This is a genomic window from Flavobacterium marginilacus (genome assembly GCF_026870155.1).
GTDB classification, from domain to species: domain Bacteria; phylum Bacteroidota; class Bacteroidia; order Flavobacteriales; family Flavobacteriaceae; genus Flavobacterium; species Flavobacterium marginilacus.
The window spans coordinates 1,169,650-1,190,415 of record NZ_CP113975.1 but is presented as its reverse complement, the minus strand read 5'-3'; the positions used below and the strand labels follow the sequence as shown (position 1 = coordinate 1,190,415).

Annotated in this window: 18 protein-coding genes; 9 read left to right on the top strand and 9 right to left on the bottom strand. The window is 34.6% G+C overall.

What is annotated here, in order from left to right; all coding sequences use genetic code 11:
* Positions 1-163 precede the first annotated feature (163 nt).
* The gene (locus tag OZP07_RS05205) at positions 164-997 is read left to right on the top strand and encodes an outer membrane beta-barrel protein (protein WP_281637540.1); all 834 of its coding nucleotides are present in this window, start codon (positions 164-166) and stop codon (positions 995-997) included.
* Positions 998-1,366: 369 nt separating this feature from the next.
* Here OZP07_RS05205 and OZP07_RS05200 read toward each other — a convergent pair whose 3' ends face one another.
* From OZP07_RS05200 to OZP07_RS05185, 4 genes are all read right to left on the bottom strand, one after another.
* A complete protein-coding gene (locus tag OZP07_RS05200) occupies positions 1,367-2,962 on the bottom strand; it encodes a hypothetical protein (protein ID WP_281637539.1) in 1,596 nt (531 codons plus the stop codon).
* Between the two features lie 63 nt (positions 2,963-3,025).
* Entirely contained in the window at positions 3,026-3,571 is a 546-nt protein-coding gene (locus OZP07_RS05195) for an RNA polymerase sigma factor (RefSeq protein ID WP_281637538.1), read from the bottom strand.
* An 18-nt stretch (positions 3,572-3,589) separates the two neighbouring features.
* Positions 3,590-3,913, bottom strand: a complete 324-nt coding sequence (locus OZP07_RS05190; protein WP_194644117.1) for a lipoprotein — start codon at positions 3,911-3,913, stop codon at positions 3,590-3,592.
* 136 nt (positions 3,914-4,049) lie between these two features.
* Positions 4,050-4,916 carry a protease complex subunit PrcB family protein gene (locus OZP07_RS05185; RefSeq protein WP_194644114.1) on the bottom strand — a complete coding sequence of 289 codons (867 nt, stop codon included), beginning with the start codon at positions 4,914-4,916 and terminating at the stop codon, positions 4,050-4,052.
* 178 nt (positions 4,917-5,094) lie between these two features.
* Between OZP07_RS05185 and OZP07_RS05180 the strand changes: the two genes are divergently transcribed.
* The 3 genes from OZP07_RS05180 (at position 5,095) to OZP07_RS05170 (ending at position 7,907) form a co-directional block, all read left to right on the top strand.
* Positions 5,095-6,465: a DNA recombination protein RmuC gene (locus OZP07_RS05180; RefSeq protein ID WP_281637537.1), complete on the top strand. Its 1,371-nt coding sequence runs from the start codon at positions 5,095-5,097 to the stop codon at positions 6,463-6,465.
* A gap of 99 nt (positions 6,466-6,564) precedes the next feature.
* Positions 6,565-7,113 carry an acyl-CoA thioesterase gene (locus tag OZP07_RS05175; protein WP_194644110.1) on the top strand — a complete coding sequence of 183 codons (549 nt, stop codon included), beginning with the start codon at positions 6,565-6,567 and terminating at the stop codon, positions 7,111-7,113.
* Between the two features lie 254 nt (positions 7,114-7,367).
* Positions 7,368-7,907 carry a YceI family protein gene (locus tag OZP07_RS05170; protein ID WP_281637536.1) on the top strand — a complete coding sequence of 180 codons (540 nt, stop codon included), beginning with the start codon at positions 7,368-7,370 and terminating at the stop codon, positions 7,905-7,907.
* A gap of 83 nt (positions 7,908-7,990) precedes the next feature.
* On the opposite strand, the gene OZP07_RS05165 is transcribed toward OZP07_RS05170, so the two are convergent.
* Together OZP07_RS05165 and OZP07_RS05160 are read right to left on the bottom strand one after the other, a co-directional pair.
* The gene (locus OZP07_RS05165) at positions 7,991-8,902 is read right to left on the bottom strand and encodes a TIGR01777 family oxidoreductase (protein WP_194644107.1); all 912 of its coding nucleotides are present in this window, start codon (positions 8,900-8,902) and stop codon (positions 7,991-7,993) included.
* Between the two features lie 130 nt (positions 8,903-9,032).
* Entirely contained in the window at positions 9,033-10,328 is a 1,296-nt protein-coding gene (locus OZP07_RS05160) for a cryptochrome/photolyase family protein (RefSeq protein ID WP_281637535.1), read from the bottom strand.
* 441 nt (positions 10,329-10,769) lie between these two features.
* Between OZP07_RS05160 and purB the strand changes: the two genes are divergently transcribed.
* From purB to OZP07_RS05135, 5 genes are all read left to right on the top strand, one after another.
* Positions 10,770-12,116: an adenylosuccinate lyase gene (gene purB, locus OZP07_RS05155; protein WP_281637534.1), complete on the top strand. Its 1,347-nt coding sequence runs from the start codon at positions 10,770-10,772 to the stop codon at positions 12,114-12,116.
* A 393-nt stretch (positions 12,117-12,509) separates the two neighbouring features.
* On the top strand, positions 12,510-14,750 hold the full coding sequence (locus OZP07_RS05150; RefSeq protein WP_281637533.1) for a cation:proton antiporter domain-containing protein: 2,241 nt from the start codon (positions 12,510-12,512) through the stop codon (positions 14,748-14,750).
* A 312-nt stretch (positions 14,751-15,062) separates the two neighbouring features.
* On the top strand, positions 15,063-15,587 hold the full coding sequence (locus tag OZP07_RS05145) for a TetR/AcrR family transcriptional regulator (RefSeq protein WP_281637532.1): 525 nt from the start codon (positions 15,063-15,065) through the stop codon (positions 15,585-15,587).
* A gap of 12 nt (positions 15,588-15,599) precedes the next feature.
* Positions 15,600-16,010 (top strand): nuclear transport factor 2 family protein, encoded by a 411-nt coding sequence (locus OZP07_RS05140; RefSeq protein ID WP_281637531.1) that lies wholly within the window; start codon positions 15,600-15,602, stop codon positions 16,008-16,010.
* Positions 16,011-16,181: 171 nt separating this feature from the next.
* On the top strand, positions 16,182-16,691 hold the full coding sequence (locus tag OZP07_RS05135) for an HPP family protein (protein WP_281637530.1): 510 nt from the start codon (positions 16,182-16,184) through the stop codon (positions 16,689-16,691).
* Between the two features lie 381 nt (positions 16,692-17,072).
* On the opposite strand, the gene guaB is transcribed toward OZP07_RS05135, so the two are convergent.
* The 3 genes from guaB to OZP07_RS05120 all read right to left on the bottom strand — a co-directional run bounded on the left by guaB (position 17,073) and on the right by OZP07_RS05120 (position 20,699).
* Positions 17,073-18,545, bottom strand: coding sequence for an IMP dehydrogenase (gene guaB / locus OZP07_RS05130; RefSeq protein WP_281637529.1), 1,473 nt, complete (start codon positions 18,543-18,545; stop codon positions 17,073-17,075).
* Between the two features lie 202 nt (positions 18,546-18,747).
* Positions 18,748-20,151 carry a DUF5723 family protein gene (locus OZP07_RS05125; protein ID WP_281637528.1) on the bottom strand — a complete coding sequence of 468 codons (1,404 nt, stop codon included), beginning with the start codon at positions 20,149-20,151 and terminating at the stop codon, positions 18,748-18,750.
* Positions 20,148-20,699: a hypothetical protein gene (locus OZP07_RS05120; protein WP_281637527.1), complete on the bottom strand. Its 552-nt coding sequence runs from the start codon at positions 20,697-20,699 to the stop codon at positions 20,148-20,150. The genes OZP07_RS05125 and OZP07_RS05120 overlap by 4 nt, the downstream gene beginning before the upstream one ends.
* Positions 20,700-20,766: the final 67 nt, after the last annotated feature.

Here is a 20,766-nt window from a genome sequence, read left to right as displayed (position 1 = left end):
AATTTATAGAATATGACATCCTCATTTTTAATGAATGGGGATGGATTATTCTAATTTAAAACAAGTATGAAGTCGTCATTAACAACAAGTTTGAGTGAACAAAAACAAATGAGTAAAAAGGCGATAACGTATAGAGTCTCACTAAAAAATAAATTTTACATCTATGAAATTCAATATTAAAAACATAATTGGAACTATAGCTTTCTTAATTTCCCAAGGAATAGCTGCACAGTTTTATGTAGGTATACAGTCCGGAGTAGGGAATATTAAGAGTGATGTTACTGGCACACAAGCAGGTTATCGCCTTGGCGGAGCTGTAAAAGCAGGTTATATCTACTCTTTAAATACACATTTTGGTATTGGTTCAGGGCTAGAGTTTTCACAATACAAACAAGAAGTTTCTTTGTCTCAGTCTTCTGCAATACTTTCTACTTTTGAAGTTGATGTTTCCACTTCGGCATTTATTTATAACGTTACTACCAGCAATTATATAGAAAAACAAACTTTACATGCTCTGCAAATCCCTCTTTTTGTCCAATATAAAACAAATATTAATGAGGGTATTGATTTTAATTTTAGAGCTGGAGCTAAATATTTCTTACCTGTAAATTATAAATTTAAAGCAACAGCGGATTACGCAAATGGCAGTGCTTATTATCCAGATGTAAACCTGACTATTGACGATTTACCAGAATATGGTTTTGGCCGTCAGAATAATTATTCATCATCAGGAGAGTACGAAACTAAAGGAATTATAATGAGTTCTTTTGAGTTAGGATTTACATTTGATATGGCAGCGAAAAATTCGTTGTATGCAGCCCTGTTCCTGGAAAGTGGATATGGTACAATTTTAGACCAAAACAAGAATGAATCCTATATTGGTTATAACCAAACATCTGTATCTGATAGAAAACCTAATGGATTGTACAGTACTGACAAAGATGCTAAAATTAAACCTGTGGCTTTTGGGATAACATTAGGATGGAATTTTAAATAAATTCATTTTTTAAAATAATACAAAAAGGTCTTGACTCAAATCAAGACCTTTTTTTTGCAACACATTCTGTTTTCAAAACAAAGCATCCTTTTGATCTGTATTTGCAGCTGCAGGCGATATTTATTTTCTTAACGAAAAAGAAAACTAATACCATTTATGAATATAAAATAACCTAATTTTTATTCCCTCTCCTTGGGAAAGGGCTAGGGTGAAGAAAAACAAAAAGACTGTTTTACATTCATAAATGGTATAATTCAATAAATAAAAATCAATCTTATTATCCTTTTTATAATGTAAAATGCCGGATTAAAAATCCGGCACTACTGCAATTAAAATTCTAAATACCACATTAAATAATTATTGCAAAAATTAAAAAGATACGTTTATACCAATATTAAACATCCATTGAAATTGATTGAAGGATTGATTTTCTAAAGGATTGATGTAGTAATTCATTCCTGGTTCGATGAAAAAATAAGTTTTTTTAAGGAATTCATACTGCAGTGTACTGCTCAATACCGTACCGTAAACAAAATCATTTACGTTTTTATTCTCTCCAATTGAGCTCCCGTTTAATATAACATCATTAGCAATTAATTTACCGACAAAACCACCTGTATTCATACTAATATTGGTTTTCTTTTTGCTTAAAAGAGAATAAGAAACCTCTAACGGCATTTCGAAATATTTTAAATTCTGAGTCACATTTCCTGTTTCAAAACCTGTACTGGATTTAGAACTTGAGGCAAATAAATAATTCTCATTATTGGAAACCAAAACTATATTACTTTTTACAGTACTTTCCAAAGGTCCGTTAGTAGGCAATGCCCCTGAAGCAAAATCAGCTGTATTGCCCCGCTCATAATAAGCAACTCCATTTATTTTTTGTCCAAGTTCATTAATCTTGAAACCGGAACTTACTCCCCATTTTTTATTCAGTTTATAGTTTGTCTTTATCCCATAGCCATTGGATTGTTTTGAAGCTACAGTGTTTCCTAAAGCTTTGTCATTGTTAAAATTTTCGGACCCCATTACTCCTGCAAAAACTTTAAGCGACCATTTATCAATAACTTCCGGACTTGTTTTTTTCTTAGTTTTATCTTTATCCAAGTCAGCCAAAGCATTTTCTAATTGAGCAACTTCATTTTTTATTTTACTAATTGAATCGTTCGTTTTAGTATTTTCGGCAATTGCTGTATTGGAATTCAATCCGTAAACCTCATCCTTTTTATTAATCAGTTCTGGTTTAGGACTCACAGTCTGAACACTTTCTTTATTTTGCTTCGAACCAGAAATAGCATTGCTTTCAGAAACTGCAATCGTTTTGGCATTTTCACTTGTACTGCCTGCAGAAAAATTATTCATTCCGTTAATAGAAACCGCTTGATAACTATTAGATGTTTGATTTTTATTGACAGCCGCTGCATTCGACTGTGATTTAGCATTATTAGCAGCAATCAGCTGATTATTTTTTTCTTCATTTGAATTCTTAACTCTCTTTGAATTATTTATTTTATATATAATTTCGGGCGTTTTTTTGACAGTTACAGAATTTGTGCTAGCCAAAGAAATACCAGTTTCTTTGGTGTTCAAATTTTCATTCTTAATTTTATCAGCACTATTGTTTTTTTTCTCAAAAGATGTTTTTCCAACAGTACTTTCATCTGCACCTGCCTTCTTATTATTGCCACTGCTGTTTTTTGAATCGTTTTGCAAAACAACTTCATTAGCATTATTTCCAATAATTAATTCCTGATTATTCCCCTGCCCAGAATTAGCGTACCAAATTGCCGGAAGCGAAAGCCCTGCCACTAAACACGCCGCTGTCCACCACCAGACAACCAGCCGCTTTTTCTTTTTAGGCTTATCTAATTGAGCTTCTATTTTATCCCATAACTCTGGCGGCGGAGTACTTGAGAAGTTCTCCAATGAAGAAAAAATAGATTTTGCTTCTTTATTTTTCATGCGTTATTATTTATTTTGAAATCAGTCGGGTCTTTCTTTATTGTACCTGACAGAATTTCAATTTCATGCTGTTTTAGAATTTAGAACCGTCAAAATTTTTTTCTTTAAAATATTTTTGGCTCTATTAAAATTTGATTTGGATGTACCTTCACTTATTTCAAGTAATGCTGCAATTTCTCTATGCTTCATTTTTTCAAAAACATATAAATTAAAAACCATACGGTATTGATCTGGCAGTTCCTGTATATATTCCAGTAATTTTTCTTGTTCAATTGGTTCTAATTCTAATTCTTCTTCTTCAGCGATATTAGTATCAAATGTGTCTAAAAACAGGACTCCCTTTTTCTTTTTCTTTAATGTTTCTAATAATTTATTGATGAAAATCCGCTTGATCCAGCCTTCAAAACTCCCTTGAAATTTATACTGTTCGATTTTTTGAAAGGCAATAACAAAGGCTTCCTGAAAAACATCTTTTGCATCATCTTCATTCCGCATATATTTTAGGCACAGTCCATAAAGCACAGGAGAAAACAGCTGATATATTTTCAGTTGAGCTTCCCGGTCATTTTCGACACATTTTCTAATATACTGGTCTATGTTATTCTTCAAGAATTCTTATTTTGGTATTTATCGATTTCTTTTGGTCTGTTCCAAAATGGTATTATCGGCTTCTTCCTTGACTGCTAATTGATGATTTTTAAAAAAATGATACTCCTTGGAATTCATTTTCCAAATATCCTTTACAAAAATAGGGTTCTCTTTGATATGTTTATCATTTTTATTCACTTCTGATTCAGCAGGTTGAAACTCTCCTTCATCTGTAAAAATGAAAATTTTCCAAGCCCAGCCCTGCATTGCTTCTTCTTTGGAAATTCGTCTAAAACCGGAATTTTCATAGGTACAGGAAGAAACAGTAAAAATTATAAAAAGAATAAAAAATATTTTCTTCATAAAAATTAGTATTTATTTTATTTTAAAAACACATCAGAAACCATTTTGAGCAATCTCCTTTTTTTGTAAATAACGAAACCTTTTTAACCCAGATTTCAACTATGAATCTGGGTTTTAGGATTAAAATGTAATACGTTTAAGATTTGGTTTTTAGGAGAGTTATTTTATCCTGAATCACCTTCTTAAGCGCAATTATTCCCGCAGTCTGATCTGCAGTATTGTCATTGTCCAAATATATTTTAGTAACAACACCTGCCTCGCTCCACTCCAGATAAGTACCTCCTTGATCATGAGCATCTGGTGATCCAAATGTTTTGGTCTGTCCTTTTAAACTTTTTATTTCGGCTGGAATTTTTGAATAAAGACCTGCTAAATCATCAGAGTAAACTAATGCTTTATAATCAGTCTGATTAAATTGGACTGGAAAATTATATGCTTTTGGATATTTAATTACTTTGTAAGCTTCAATTTTATAGAACTGAAAGCAGTCACTCCCCGTACATTCACCAAAGTATGTTCCAACGATTATGTAGTTATTAATTGGATTTATTTTTCTAAATAAAATAGGCTTATTCGATTTTGGAAGCACAACAAAATCCGAAGGATATGTAATAACGGTTAATACACCTTCATCACTTTTTGGTTCTCTTTCAGAATACTCCACTAGGATTTCGCAGTCATTTTCAATAACAGACTGAATTTTTATATCATAGCCGCTCGATGGTTTTGATCCTGATAATAGCCCTAATATTCTTTTTTGAGTAAAATCAGGCATAGGCCCAAAAGGATCGCAAAAAGTAAACTGTTTCAGCAGTTCTTCATTTGAGTTTATCAGTACATAAATAGGCTTTGTTGGATTTTCTTTTAACTGACCGCAGTAAACAAAATTCTCAAAAGCAACATTTCTAACATTACCGCAATTTTGTGCATCACCATTGTCCATCGTATCTGTACAGGAATAAAAACTGAAAGCCGCAAGAGCTGCTAAAATAAAACGTTTCATATTTATTTTTAATTAATTTATATACTACTAAGATGACGCATTTAGTAAAAGGTTGCGTGATGGCAAAAAAAATGTTCATTTAGCGTTGGATTCGCAATAATTCGTGAAATTTCATTTTTTAAAATTAAGTACTACGTATTAATGCTTACTTTTACATTTTTATAAAAAGGAATTATTTATGCTGTCAACTCTTCTTTTATTAGGTGTTTTTATCCTCGCACTAGCGATAGGTGTTTTTATCGGTAAACTTATCTTTTCGGCTCGATTTCAATCAGAAAAAGTAAGTCTGGAAGAACGATTAACGGCTATGAATACTCAATTGGTTCAACAAAAAGAACAATTTTTACTGGATAAAAATGCATTCGAAAAACAACTTGAATTATCCAATTCTGAAAAAGAAAACATCCGAAACGAAAAAGACAGTTTAGCCATTCAGCTTTCTAAAAAAGAAGTCGATTTTGAAAACCTTTGGGAACGCAACAAGGAACAAAAAAATGAAGTTGAAAAGCTACAGGAAAAATTTACCAAAGAATTTGAGAATCTTGCCAATAAAATATTAGACGAAAAATCAAATAAATTTACGGAGCAAAACAAAGAAAATATGAAAAATATCCTGACACCGCTGCAGGATAAAATTCAGTTATTTGAAAAGAAGGTAGAAGACACACACAAAGAAAGCATTGACTACCATGCCGCTTTGCGTCAGCAGATACTAGGCTTAAGCGAAATGAATGCTCAAATGAGCAAAGAAACCCTAAATCTGACTAAAGCATTAAAAGGCGACAGCAAAATGCAGGGCAACTGGGGTGAATTGGTTTTGGAACGGGTACTTGAAAAATCAGGATTAGAAAAAGACAGAGAATACTATGTACAGCAAAGTCACACCACAGAGGAAGGCAATCGTGTTTTTCCTGATGTTGTCATCAATCTTCCTGACGGGAAAAAGATGATTGTCGATTCTAAAGTTTCCTTAACTGCCTATGAAAAATTTATTAACGAAGAAGATGAAATTTTAAAGAAAACCTTTTTAAGAGAACATGTCAATTCGATAAAAAATCATGTGGATCAGTTAGGAGGCAAAAATTATTACGATTTATACCAGATAGAAAGCCCTGACTTTGTTTTGCTTTTTATACCGATGGAACCTGCTTTTGCATTGGCGCTAAACGAAGATCAAACGTTATACAACAAAGCTTTCGAAAAAAACATTGTAATTGTGACACCTTCTACCCTATTGGCAACCTTACGCACGATTGACAGTATGTGGACAAACCAAAAACAGCAGGAAAATGCATTTGAAATAGCAAGACAAGCCGGTGCATTATATGATAAATTTGAAGGTTTTGTTGCCGATTTAATCAAAATTGGTAAAAAAATAGACGAAAGTAAAGTCGAATATCAAGGTGCCATGAATAAACTCGTAGAAGGAAAAGGAAACCTCATCACGAGCGTCGAAAAACTCAAAAAAATGGGAGCCAAAGCTAAAAAAGCACTCCCGGACAGCATTTTGAAAAGAGCAGAAACTGATGAAAGTTCTCTTTTAAATTAAACAGCATAAACAAACACTCTGTACAACTAACAATACCAACAACTCTATTTAACCAATACAATTAAAGACAGCTTTTGTCTTTTCACCAAAAATAAATCTATGGACAAAATTTTCAAAACAGTTGCTTCATCACATGTCAGTATTTCAGTATTGATGCTGCCTTCACATACCAATTTCAGCGGAAAAATTCACGGAGGCTATATTTTATCACTCTTAGACCAGATTGCATTTGCCTGTGGGTCTAAATTTTCCGGAAATTACTGCGTAACGGCTTCTGTAGATACCGTGAATTTTTTAAAACCTATTGAAGTTGGTGAACTTGTGACCATGAAAGCCTCTGTAAATTATGTTGGAAAAAGCTCTATGGTTGTTGGGATTCGTGTAGAAGCTGAAAACATTCAGACCGGATTAAAAAAACACTGTAATTCTTCTTATTTCACAATGGTTGCCAAAGACAATGAAGGCAACAGCGTGCCGGTCCCAGGCTTAATACTGTCTAATTTTGAAGATGTAAAGCGTTTTTGTAATTCATTAAAACAAATTGCCTTAAAAAAAGAACGTGATTATCATCAGGAAGTTTTCAATTATACTTCAAAAGAAACTTTGGAAGGCCTGAAAAAATACAATATCCAGATTAATCTGGATTAGTTTTTTTTAGATGCTGTATAACTAAACTGTTAGGATTCTAAGCGAATACAGCTGAGAACATTTTTTTAAGCACAGAATTTCAGCATCCATAAAAAAGAGTCAAAACACCTCTTTTTCAACATATTAAATCTAATCAAAAAAACCAGTATCAAATGCTTAAACAGTTTGATACTGGGATTTTTTTTGGCGTAATTTTAAGACTGCCCCTCATAAAAAAATCGTAACTTTAAGTACAACCTTTAATAGAAAAGATTATGAAAAAATTTACTCTATTAGCCCTGTTATTAATACTTTTCCCCATTAATGCCCAAAACAAATTTAGCTCATCCAAATGCGTGATTTACTTTGAAGCATCTGTACCGTTATTTGAAGCTGTAGAAGCTAAAAATGACGATGTGAACTGTACACTAGTCCCAAATAAAAGCGAAATAACTTTTACAGCAGTCATCAAAAAATTCCAATTCAAAAGAAATCTGATGCAGGAACATTTCAATAGCAATTACATGGAAAGTGACCGCTATTCTAAAGCTACTTTTAAAGGAGTTATCGAAAAGTTTGATCTAAAAATAGTCACAGAAGAAGAGAAAGATTTCGTTATAAAAGGAAAAATAACAATTCATGGACAATCCCGAATGATTACTGTTCTTGCAAAAATTAAAAAAGCAGGCAGCGGAATCCAAATAAACTCCAATTTTGCATTAAACACGGATGATTTCAATATTGAAATCCCAAATATTGTAATTGCAAAAATTTCAAAAACAGTGAATACACAAGTCAACTGTGTTTTAAATTAATATCCAGCACCTGTAAGGCAATTAAAATATACGGAGTATTTTGATGCAGAATCATTTTTGCCAAAAGACAGACAGCATGACCTTTATTTTGCATTAGTTTTTAATGCCTTTTTTAAATTTTTGAATTGAAATCTGAATCCTAATTTTTTAACTTTATCCGAAGAAACCCTTCTTCCTGTCAAAAGCAGTACAGCTCTTTTTCCCAGTATCAATCGGATTAAAAAAGCAGGAACATTAGGCAGCCAAATAGAAAAACCAAAAGAATTTGCCAAAGCCTTAGAGAAAATTAAATTTGTCGTGCTGTCATTAATCGTAGCATTATAAGAACCTGTCATTTTTTTATTTTCGATAGCTTCAATATACATCATACATAAGTCATGCACGTGAATCCAAGGCATATACTGTTTTCCTGAACCCAAAACACAGCCAAAACCCTTTTTGAAAACTGGGCTTAATTTTTTTAAAATCCCTTCATCTTTTCCCAAGACCAGACCAGTACGTATTTTTACAGTACGAATACCCAATCCCAGCATCAAATCGGCAGAATTTTCCCATTCCTGACAAACTGTTCCGACAAAATCATCGGCTGGCAGCGTGCCTTCTGTACAAATACCTTCACCGTTGACCGCCCCATAATACCCAATACCTGAAGCCGAAACAAAAGCATCAATTCTTTTATTCAGCTTTTTTAAAGTATCATAAATCAATTTTGAAGATTGTACTCTGCTGTCTAGAATCGCAGCTTTCCTTTTGGAAGTCCATCTTTCATCGGCAATATTTTCTCCGGCTAAATGAATGATATAATCGGTATTTTCTATCGCCTTTTCATCAATACTTTGCGCATCAATATCCCAGGTATAATAGGAAATTTTTTCTGTATTGGGTTTACTATCTCTGGTAAGTATTGAAACTGTATAACCTCTTTCCAATAATTTTTCAGTGAGATACCTTCCGATAAAACCGGTACCGCCTGTTATTAAAACATTTTTTTGCATAATTTAAAAATTTGAGGAAATCAATTACTGCATACAAATATAAGCCAATGCTTTTTTTAACAGTATTAATAAGAAGTTAAACGTGAGGGGTATATACACAAATTATACTTAAAATATGTGTTCACAATTATCATTTTAAAATTCCGGCTTTATATGCTGCTATTGCACGATCTCTGGCAAATGCATGATCTATCATTGGCTGACCGTAACCCAAATCAAATTCGGGAATCCATTGGCGGATGTAAATTCCTTTTTCGTCAAATTTTTTGAGCTGTATATCGGGATTAAAAACCCTAAAATAAGGTGCTGCATCACACCCAGTTCCTGCTGCCCACTGCCAATTCCCTACATTGGCCGACAAATCATAATCCAGCAGTTTTTCGGCAAAATACGCTTCGCCCCATTGCCAGCTGATCAGCAGATGCTTGCATAAAAAACTCGCCACAACCATGCGCACCCGATTGTGCATATAACCCGTTGCATTGAGCTGACGCATTCCGGCATCGACCATGGGATATCCCGTAGTTCCTGTACACCATCGCTTGAAGTCCTTTTCATCATTACGCCATTGAATTCCATCATAAGCCGATTTGAAATTATCGCTTACTACTTTTGGAAAGCTAAATAAAATCTGCATAAAGAATTCCCTCCAAATCAATTCGCTCAGGAAAACATCATTCTTGCGAACTGCCCAATTCACTAACTTCCGAATGCTTACTGTTCCAAAACGCAGATGAGGCGAAAGATACGATGTACCATCAACGGCAGGGAAATCGCGGGTTTCATGGTAATTTGCAATTTGTGTTAAATTATGAGGTCTGACTTTTATATTGCTTTCCTCAAAACCTATTGCTTCTAAAGCTGGAAAATCAAAAAGGTTTTTGTAAAAATTAGAGAAATAATTTTCAGTATTATATTCTGCAATCGGAGCCATTGATTTGTATTTTTCCAGCCATTTATTTTTGTACGGAGTATAAATGGTATAAGGCAGTCCATCCGCTTTGGCAATTTCCTTTTCCTCAAAAATCACCTGATCTTTAAAAGAAAAAAAAGAAGCACAATTCTCTTTTGCTAATGTTTCAATTGCCAGATCCCTCTTTATGGCGTAAGGTTCATAATCTTTATTCAAAAAAACTGCCGAAACGGTAAACTCTTCGAAAAGCGATTGCCAAACCTCTATTGTTGTTCCTTTTTTTATTAAAAGCGAGCTTCCGAGGCTATTTAATTTGTCATTTATTTTCTGGAGTGATTCGTGTATAAAACCAACCCGAGCGTCATTTTTTGGCAGACTATTTAGAATATTCGTATCAAAAATAAACAGCGGAATTACAGGCTGTTCAGACTGCAGGGCGTGGTACAAAGCCGTATTGTCTTCCAGACGCAAATCACGTCTGAACCAAAAAATAGAAACTTTTTGTTTTGTCATATTTTTTAAAGTTGTTGAGATGCTAAGCTACTAAGAATCTAAGTTTATAAAAAATAATTATCTGCTTGGTCTTATTTTGAATTAAAAAAGTTGCTTAAATATGGCTTATATGTTGAAATTGTCTTCGCATGAGGGATTACTTCACTTAATTTTTATTTTCATCGGGGTTCAGTGAACTTCGTTTGAAGTGGAGCTCTTTTTTATCCCTTTTTTCAAGGGATAAAAAAAGTGGTAACGGATAGCCCGACCGCCTTTTTCCGGCGGTCATGCCCAAATTATTTCTATTGAAAAATTATCCGCTGACTTTTCTCTTTTTTTAAAGTTACAAATTACACGATTTTTTGAATTATTTTGAGTTATTTACAATCAAAAGTTAAATCTGAGTACCTTCTAATCTTTAAATTCTCTTTATATTTGTGCCTTTCGAAAAAACAACAAAAAATGACTACTTTAAACGAATTGAATGCTATATCACCAATCGATGGCCGTTATAGAAATAAGACAGTATCTCTGGCTCCTTTTTTCTCAGAAGAAGCATTAATCAAATACCGCGTATTAATTGAAATCGAATATTTCATTGCTTTATGCGAAGTTCCTTTACCGCAATTAAAAAACGTAAATCCTAATCTTTTCGACAGTTTACGTAACATTTATAAAAACTTTTCGACCGAAGATGCTCTTTGGATTAAAGAAACCGAAAAAGTAACCAACCACGATGTAAAAGCGGTAGAATATTTCATAAAAGATGCTTTTGAAAAACTAGGCTTGTCTGAATATAAAGAGTTTATCCACTTTGGACTGACTTCACAAGATATTAACAATACTGCAATTCCGCTTTCGACTAAAGATGCTTTTGAGCAGGTTTATATGCCGTCATTAATTGCTGTAATTTCTAAATTAAAGGAATTGAGTCAAGAATGGGCTGCAGTTCCGCTTCTTGCACGCACGCACGGACAGCCTGCTTCGCCTACTCGTTTGGGTAAAGAAATTGCTGTTTTTGTAGAGCGTTTGGAAGAGCAGATGCGTTTGTTGTTTAACATTCCGTTTGCGGCTAAATTTGGAGGAGCTACCGGAAATTATAATGCGCATCACGTGGCGTATCCACAGGTTGACTGGAAACAGTTCGGGACTAAATTTGTTCAGGAAAATTTAGGTTTACACCATTCTTTTCCGACTACACAAATTGAGCATTACGATCACTTTGCTGCGTTCTTTGATGCTTTGAAAAGAATCAACACTATCATTATCGATTTGGACAGAGATATCTGGACGTATGTTTCGATGGAATATTTCAAGCAGAAAATTAAAGCGGGAGAGATTGGATCATCTGCAATGCCGCATAAAGTAAACCCAATTGATTTTGAAAATTCTGAAGGAAACTTAGGAATTGCCAATGCTATTTTTGAGCATTTATCTGCCAAACTGCCAATTTCAAGACTGCAGCGCGATCTGACAGACAGTACTGTTTTGAGAAACATTGGTGTGCCGATGGGACATACTATCATTTCTTTTGAAGCTACTTTGAAAGGTTTAAATAAATTATTGCTAAACGAATCTAAATTCCACGAAGATCTGGAGAAAAACTGGGCTGTTGTTGCCGAAGCAATTCAAACGATTTTACGCAGAGAAGCCTATCCAAATCCATACGAAGCTTTAAAAGGTTTGACAAGAACCAATGAAGCAATAACAAAAGATTCTATTCATGCTTTTATTGAAACGTTAGAGGTTTCAGATGAAATTAAAGCTGAATTACTGCAGATCACGCCAAGTAATTTTATAGGGATTTAAAAAAAGCTGTAGGCTTTAAGCTAATGGCTGTTGCCTAATAACTAATAAGCTATCCTTTTCGGGGTAGCTTTTTTATTGCTAATTCCTTTGTTTAACCGTAAGATTCGCAAAGTTCCTTGTCAAAAAAATCTCGAAAAGACGCAAAGAAATACATTCTAACCTTTGCGTCTTCGTGTCTTTGCCGAGAAAAATTTTAAACTTAACTTCATGACAAGAGAATCTTTGTGGACTTAGCGTAATTCTTTGTGTCCTTTTTGCGGTTAATTTTTCATAATTCGAGGTTAAATTTTCAAAAGCGGCTACCGTTAAAACCTAAAAAAAATCTTTTTTTTGTAAATTAGCCATCAACGATTTTTACAACTAATCTGTCCTTACAAATTACAATCCTAACATATGAGCCTATTAACCGATGTACCTGAAACAACAAGTCATTTAAACCCATTAATAAGCGATCTGGGACTTATCTTAATGACTGCCGCTGTTGCCGTTGTATTATTTAGAAAGCTCAAACAGCCATTGGTATTAGGTTATTTGATCGCCGGTTTTTTGGCGGGTAATCATTTTGATTTTTTCCCTTCAGTCAAAGAAATAAAAAGCGTCGAAGTCTGGGCTGAAATTGGAGTTATCTTTTTGCTCTTCAGTCTCGGATTGGAATTTAGTTTCAAAAAATTAATGAAAGTGGGGGGCACCGCTTCAATTACCGCTGGAGTCCAGATTGTGAGTATGTGCCTTTTGGGATATGTTGTGGGACAGTGGCTCGGCTGGCCAAAAATGGACAGTATTTTTTTGGGAGTGATTCTCTCAATATCTTCCACTACAATTATTTTAAAATCATTTGACGAATTGGGTGTGAAGACCCAAAAATTTGCGGGAATCGTTATCGGCTCTTTGATTGTTCAGGATATATTAGCCATTTTGATGATGGTTTTATTGTCAACGGTTGCGGTGAGTAATCAGTTTTCAGGCGGTGATCTCCTGATGTCTGTTATCAAGTTGCTCTTTTTTCTTGTACTTTGGTTTTTGGGAGGAATTTTTATCATTCCGACAGTACTCAAAAAAACAAAACACCTGCTCACTGATGAAATGTTACTGATAATTTCGCTCTCACTCTGCCTTATGATGGTGATTTTAGCAGCAAATGCTGGTTTTTCTCCTGCGCTTGGAGCCTTCATAATGGGATCCATCATTGCCGAAACCACCCAGGCCGAGCATATTGAACATTTGGTAAAACCGGTAAAAGATTTATTTGGAGCTGTCTTTTTCGTATCTGTCGGTATGTTAATTAATCCTGATGCACTTTACCAGCATGCTCTTCCTGTTGCAATTCTGTCGATTGTTACTATTTTTGGACAATCTATCAGTTCTACATTTGGAGCCATATTATCAGGACAGCCGTTAAAAGATTCTATACGAACAGGAATGAGTTTGTCGCAAATTGGGGAATTCTCCTTTATTATAGCAACATTAGGTGTAACGCTGAAAGCAACTAATTCCTTTTTGTATCCGATTGTAGTCGCTGTTTCGGCAGTAACCGTGTTTACGACCCCTTTTATGATTAAATATTCGCTTCCTTTTTCTGAATATTTGGCGCATAACCTGCCCCGAAAATGGGTGAAACGAATAGAACGCTATTCAGCCAGTACGCAGGCCATAAAAACAGTTAGTTTATGGCAAACGGTTATTAATGCTTTTCTAATTCAGGTAATCGTACTTGTAGTGATTATTCTGGCTGTAATTCTGCTCTCTTCCCGTTTCATGCTGCCATTAGTTGAAGACTATCATTTAGGAAACACTATTGGAGCATTAATTACGCTGGCAATCGTATCTCCATTTTTGTGGGCACTTGCTTTTCGCCGTGTTGCTGTCCGTGAAGTCGAAGAATTAATGCTGGACCGCAAATCGCGCGGACCGCTGACTATGCTGTTTTTCATTCGTATAATACTGTCAATATTCTTTATTGGTCTGCTGCTTAATATATTTTTCTCACCAAAAATTGCTTTTATTGCATTCATCATTGCAGTGGTTATTTATTTTATTTTTCAAAAAAGACTTCACATGCAATACCATAAAATTGAAAACCATTTCCTAAGCAATTTAAATGATCGTGAAATCGCCAAAGCCAAAAGAAGCCGAAGCGACTTGTCTCCTTGGGACGGGCACATGGCAATATTCGATATTGCTGCCGAATCCAATATAGCCGGTGAAGCCCTAAAAAAACTGCAGATTCGAGAAAACCTGGGCGTTAACCTTGTTTCCATCAAGCGTGGCGACGTTATGATTCACATCCCCGATGCTAACGAACGTGTGTTTCCTGGTGATGAAATCTGCGTTATAGGAACTGATGCTCAAGTACAGGAATTCAAAAAATACCTGGATCAGCACGAAATAGATCTTTCTCCAGAAGTTGTGGAACCCGATATTGTTTTGCGTCAAATCGAACTAAAAAACCATACCTTTTTGGGAAAAAGCATCAAGGAATCCAAACTTCGCGAAAAAACAAAAGGATTGGTCGTAGGCATCGAAAAAAGAGGAAAGCGAACCCTAAATCCTGAATCAAATGTTATTCTTGAAAAAGATGATATTTTATGGATCGTAGGAGATAAAAAGTTATTAGCAGATTTGGGACATGATTAAATCTTCTCCCCGACCCTCTTCGAAGGAAAGGGAGACTGACCATGACTACACAAAAAATTTTCGCCGTTTCGACTACTTTATCTCGAATAATTTCACTCCCGATGTACACAATATCCTTTTGTCTCGTCTGAGAACAAGACAAAAGGATATCTACTTCCATCGGGGGCTAGTTACTTCTCCCTCCTATTAATAGTACTTTTTAGGCATTATAAATCTGATTTTTAAAACTTTTCAAAAAAAATCAATAAAAAAAACGAACAGACTTGTCTGTATGTTTTGTTTTTTATACATTTGATAAAAATTAAAGAACTCATGAGTGTACCAAGAGAAAGAATACTAGAAAAAGCCTCCGTTTTATTTCATCAACAAGGCTATAACAGCACTGGAATTAACCAAATCATAAGTGAGGCGAATGTTGCGAAAGCCAGTTTTTACCAGCATTTTAAATCTAAGGATGACTTATGTGTTGAGTTTCTAATCAGAAGACATGACTATTGGTTTAGTAAGCTTATCGATTTCACCTCAAAAACAAAAAATCAAAAAGAAAAAATTGTAAGTGCATTTGACTTTATCATACAAATGAACGCAAGAGAAAATTTCAGAGGTTGCAGTTTCCTAAATATTTTATCCGAAATATCAAAAGAACAAGAAGGCATTCTTAGAGTTATTCAATCACACAAAAATGATTTGAGAGTATTCTTTAGTCAGCTAATAAAGGATGAATTATTGGCGACACATATTTATCTTCTATTTGAAGGTTCTATTATAGAAAGTCAATTGTTTCAGTCAAACGAAATTGTAAATAAATCAATAGCAATAGTAAAAAGTATAATTTAAATTAATAACAAAATGGAACAGAAACACCCGCTTCCTCCCTTTACGTTGGAAACCGCTAAACAGAAAATTCAAATGGCCGAAGACGCCTGGAACTCACAGAATCCGAAAAAAGTATCACTGGCCTATACCATTGACAGCGAATGGAGAAATCGAAGTACTTTTGTCAATGGAAGAGAAGAAATCGTAAAATTCCTTAGCGACAAATGGAAAAGAGAATTGAATTACAAACTCAAAAAAGAGTATTGGTCACATACCGAAAACCGAATTGCAGTCAGATTTGAATATGAGTACCAAACCAAAGATGGAAATTGGTTTAGAGCTTATGGGAATGAAAACTGGGAGTTTGACGAAAATGGCTTGATGAAAAAAAGATATGCAAGTATAAATGACCTGGAAATAAATGAGTCTGATAGATATTTATAGAATGGTATTCAGGCAAAATGTTGAGAGTATGCAATTTAGAAATGAATCTGCAAGACTTTATCGTGAATTAATATTGGAAACCTCTTTTTAAACTATCTAAAAAGAGGTTTTTTTTATCAAATGTAACATGCACAGGTTTTTAAAACTGTCTCTAAACTCTATTATAATAAAATGAAAAAATACATTATCAAATTTAAAACCGTTGATAAAAGTCCTAAACCCGTAACTTTTAAATTTTCTATTTATTCGGGACTTGGGGGCTTTATTACTATTACAATATTAGCTTTCCTTACAAAAAATCTCCAGCTGCCTTTTATTATGGCTCCCTTTGGTGCTAGTTGCGTACTGGCTTTTGGCGTACCTGAAAGCCCTTTAGCACAGCCCCGAAATATTATTGGGGGACACTTAATTTCAACATTTATAGGGCTTTGTTGCTTTTGGCTATTTGGTAACCAATGGTACTCACTTGCTTTAGGCGTTGGATTAGCAATTGGGACAATGCTCCTAACCAAAACAACACATCCTCCTGCAGGGGCAGACCCAATAGTGGTTATATTAGGGGCTTGCCATTGGGATTTTTTATTAAACCCTGTTTTATCCGGTTCTGTGATTATAACGATTATTGCTTTGTTGTTTAATAACATTAACCCTTACAGGAAATATCCAAAATACTGGAGATAAAGAATTTACTAAAACAAATAAAAAATGCATAATCCACTACTGCGTCAAGCAGCAGAATATTAGCACAATCAACCCCCAGAAACAAAAAATTAAACATAAACAATGAAAGTAATATTGATTCTAAATTTCAATCCCTATTAAAAGTTATCTCAGAAGAATATTTTCACGATTTATTTACAGAACTTCCCGCTGGTGCTCGTTTGCAAAAGAGTACCAGAGTAAGTGTTCGAAACCCTTATGATTGCAAATTCAAGCGATCGTTGAACTGATATATACTCGTCATCAGCTAATTACCTTAAAAAAATCACATCCAAACAAAAAAGGTGCAAGAACTAATCTTACACCTTTTAACTTTTAGACTTTCGCCTTTAAAACTTATTACTATCTCGAATAATTCGGAGCTTCTTTTGTGATTGTTACATCATGCGGATGACTTTCGTTGATTCCGCTGGCAGTAATACGTACAAATCGTCCTGTATCCTGTAAAGTGGCAATATCTTTGGAACCGCAGTAACCCATACCGGCACGAAGTCCGCCAACGAATTGCTGCATACTTTCGTTCAATTCTCCTTTATATGGTACACGGCCAACAATTCCTTCTGGAACCAGTTTCTTAACATCGTCTTCCACGTCTTGGAAATAACGGTCTTTCGACCCTTCCTGCATCGCTTCAACAGAACCCATTCCTCTATAAGATTTGAATTTTCTTCCTTCAAAAATGATAGTCTCTCCTGGAGATTCCATTGTTCCTGCTAATAATGAACCTAACATTACACTATCGGCTCCTGCTGCAATTGCTTTAGGAATATCACCTGTATAACGGATTCCGCCATCAGCAATTACCGGCACACCTGTTCCTTTTATGGCTGCAGCAACTTCTAGAACAGCAGAAAATTGAGGAAATCCAACTCCTGCAACAACTCTTGTTGTACAGATAGAACCAGGTCCAATTCCAACTTTTACACCATCTGCCCCATTTTCTACCAAATATTTTGCAGCTTCAGGAGTAGCAATGTTACCAACAATCACATCAAGTTTTGGGAATTTAGCTTTTACAGCTTTCAATACATCAACAACACCTTGAGTGTGTCCGTGAGCCGTATCAATAATTACAGCATCAACACCTGCATTAACAAGAGCAGTTGCTCTATCAACAGCATCGGCAGTAACTCCTAGAGCGGCAGCTACTCTTAAACGTCCAAATTTATCTTTATTGGCATTTGGTTTTTGAGTCAATTTGGTAATATCTCTAAAAGTGATTAAACCAACCAGCTCATTTTTATCATTTATAACAGGTAATTTTTCAATTTTGTGACCTTGAAGCACAACCTCAGCTTCTTCCAATGAAGTTCCTTCGGCAACAGTTACTAAATTTTCACTGGTCATTACCTCAATAATAGGTCTTGAACCATTTTTTTCAAAACGTAAATCTCTATTGGTAACAATTCCTTTTAAAATTTTATTTTCATCCACAATTGGAATACCGCCGATACCATATTCTCTCATCGCCGCTTTAGCATCAGAAACAGTGGAAGTCAGTAATAAAGTAACGGGATCGATAATCATTCCAGACTCAGCACGTTTTACTTTACGTACTTTGGCTGCCTGCTGTTCGATTGTCATGTTTTTATGTAAAACACCAATTCCTCCTTCTTGTGCCATAGCGATTGCCATTGCACTTTCAGTTACAGTATCCATAGCAGCAGATACAATAGGAACATTAAGCGTAATATTTCTGGAAAATTTTGATTGGATACTCACTTCGCGAGGAAGAACATTTGAGTAATTAGGAACTAATAATACATCATCGTAAGTTAAACCTTCACCGATAATCTTTGAGTTATGTGCTATCATGTTGCAATTTCTAGTTGAATTGCGTGCAAATATAAGCAATTTTGAGCTAAAAACTACCTAACTCCCTTTTTTTATTTTATTTGGACCAAATCCGCAATTCTTCTTTTATTTTAAAAAGACAGACTTATTTCAAAACTTAACTTTAAAACATCATTGCATAGAAGTACTAAACACAGAAAACCGAAGGAAAAAGTCTTTTCAGCTATTTACTGCTGCCTCCCGAAATTATATTAAATCCTATTTGAAATGTTAAAGCATTGGCCTTAGAAATATCTTTATATTCCAAAAGATTATCTGCCAGAACATAAAAATTAACAACACCTATTTTGGCTGTCAGTCCTAATCCTATATTTTTAGCAGAATATGAATCGACTGTATATGTTGCTTTCATCTGCAGGCCTTTGAGAATTCTCCTTCTGTAATATCCCGTCAAGGCTGCCAAGGGCTCTCTTGGAGTTGTCATCAGAAAGAGCTGTGCTCCAACTGCACTTCGATACCAGGCATCTTCATCAACTGTACAACTGCATTCTTCCTGCCTGTCTTCTTCAAATGAATATTGAAAAGAAGAATAAAACTTCAATGGGCGCTGTGTTTTATACTTGTTATATAATGTATCTAAAGGAATCGCTTCTTTAAAATCCTGATAAGCATCCCCAACAGTACCAGCCGAATTGAAATCAGTGATTACTCCTTTATAATTATACTGCCCTTTTAAGGTATAAGTTTCTACATCTTTCGAATGGCTGATGTAACCAATATCAACTAAACTGGCTGTAAGCTGTATATTTCGTTTTGGATAATACGTCACTCCTAAATCCAGTCCCAATCCTAAATTACCTCCAAAAAAAGCACGTTTGCTGATATCATACCGTATATCACTGCCTGCATCACCCTCATAATTTTCATCCAAATATTTAGACAATCCTGAAGTATTAAGCTCTAAATTAGAGTATATAGACTGATTATAAATCAATTTATCGTCTTGAACAGTAACAAAATAACCTGAGTTGTGCGTTGATTTTGCGTTATAAATACTGGAATAAATTTTCCCCCGGACTCCAAGGATAAGTTTCTCATTAATCTGCTTATTAAAACCAGCATGAAAAACAGATAACAGCTCGGCTTTCACACTCAAATCACCCAAATCAAAGGACTTGCCTATATAATCTTTATTTCCGTACAATGCCAATATCGCTGGATCTGTGGGTACATAAATAAAAGAATCCAATTCTTGATACATTCCGAAAGAGACGTAAGATTTACTCTCCTCTCCTCCTACTCTGAATCCGGCAGTAAATACTTCCAGCTGCTGATTAGCCGTTACATAATCGTGACTATTGGTTGCTGCAACTGCATTCTTTACTTTGGTTGTAAAATCCACTCCGTTATCAGCAAATAAACTATAAGCATCAAATCCCGTAGACCCCACATTAGCCGAAATACCAGACAATAACGGCACTCCAAAAAACCATTTATATTTTACATCTGCTCCAGGATTCGTCAATAAACTTTGAGGCTGAGGCGTGAAGTTATATAAAATCTCTTTGTTTTGAGAAAAACCAAAAAAAGAGAAAAAGCAGCTTAAAAGGATAATTGTTTTTCTCATCTTATATCAAAATAAGCGGTTAGACTTGAACTTAACTCAACTCTCCCCGATGTAGAGGCTTTTATTGGCGGTCCCGAAAACATCCTGACAGAGAAAACCATCTTGGTTGTATTTTTTAATATATCTACATTAGCTGCAGAAAATGTTTCTGTTTTTTCTACAAGAATTTCAGTTCCATTATATGCAGGAACATCCATCCTTATACCATAAATTGGTATTCCATTTTTATTGAGAAAAGTAACAGTAAAAGCATAACTCCTATTAATTGTATTTTTAATTCTAAAATACAATTCAGTTTTAACCAAATTTTCGTTGATGAAAGACTTGTTTAAAAAATCGACATCCGAAGTATATGAAAAAATAGGAGTTTCAGATCCGTTCGAAATAAATTCAGGAGCATTTATATTGAAGTAGGCAAGATTACCAATAAGGACTGGCTGTGCATTAAAATCATTGATCTGATCAAAATCCAAATCACTGCTGCATGAAAAAAAACAGCATCCCAAAAAGGTCATCAAAATAATTCTTTTGAAAAAAGTAAAATTCATATTACAGATTTTAATAGCTGTTTCTTATAATAGTAAAACACTACTAAATTAAGCCAAAAAAAATTAA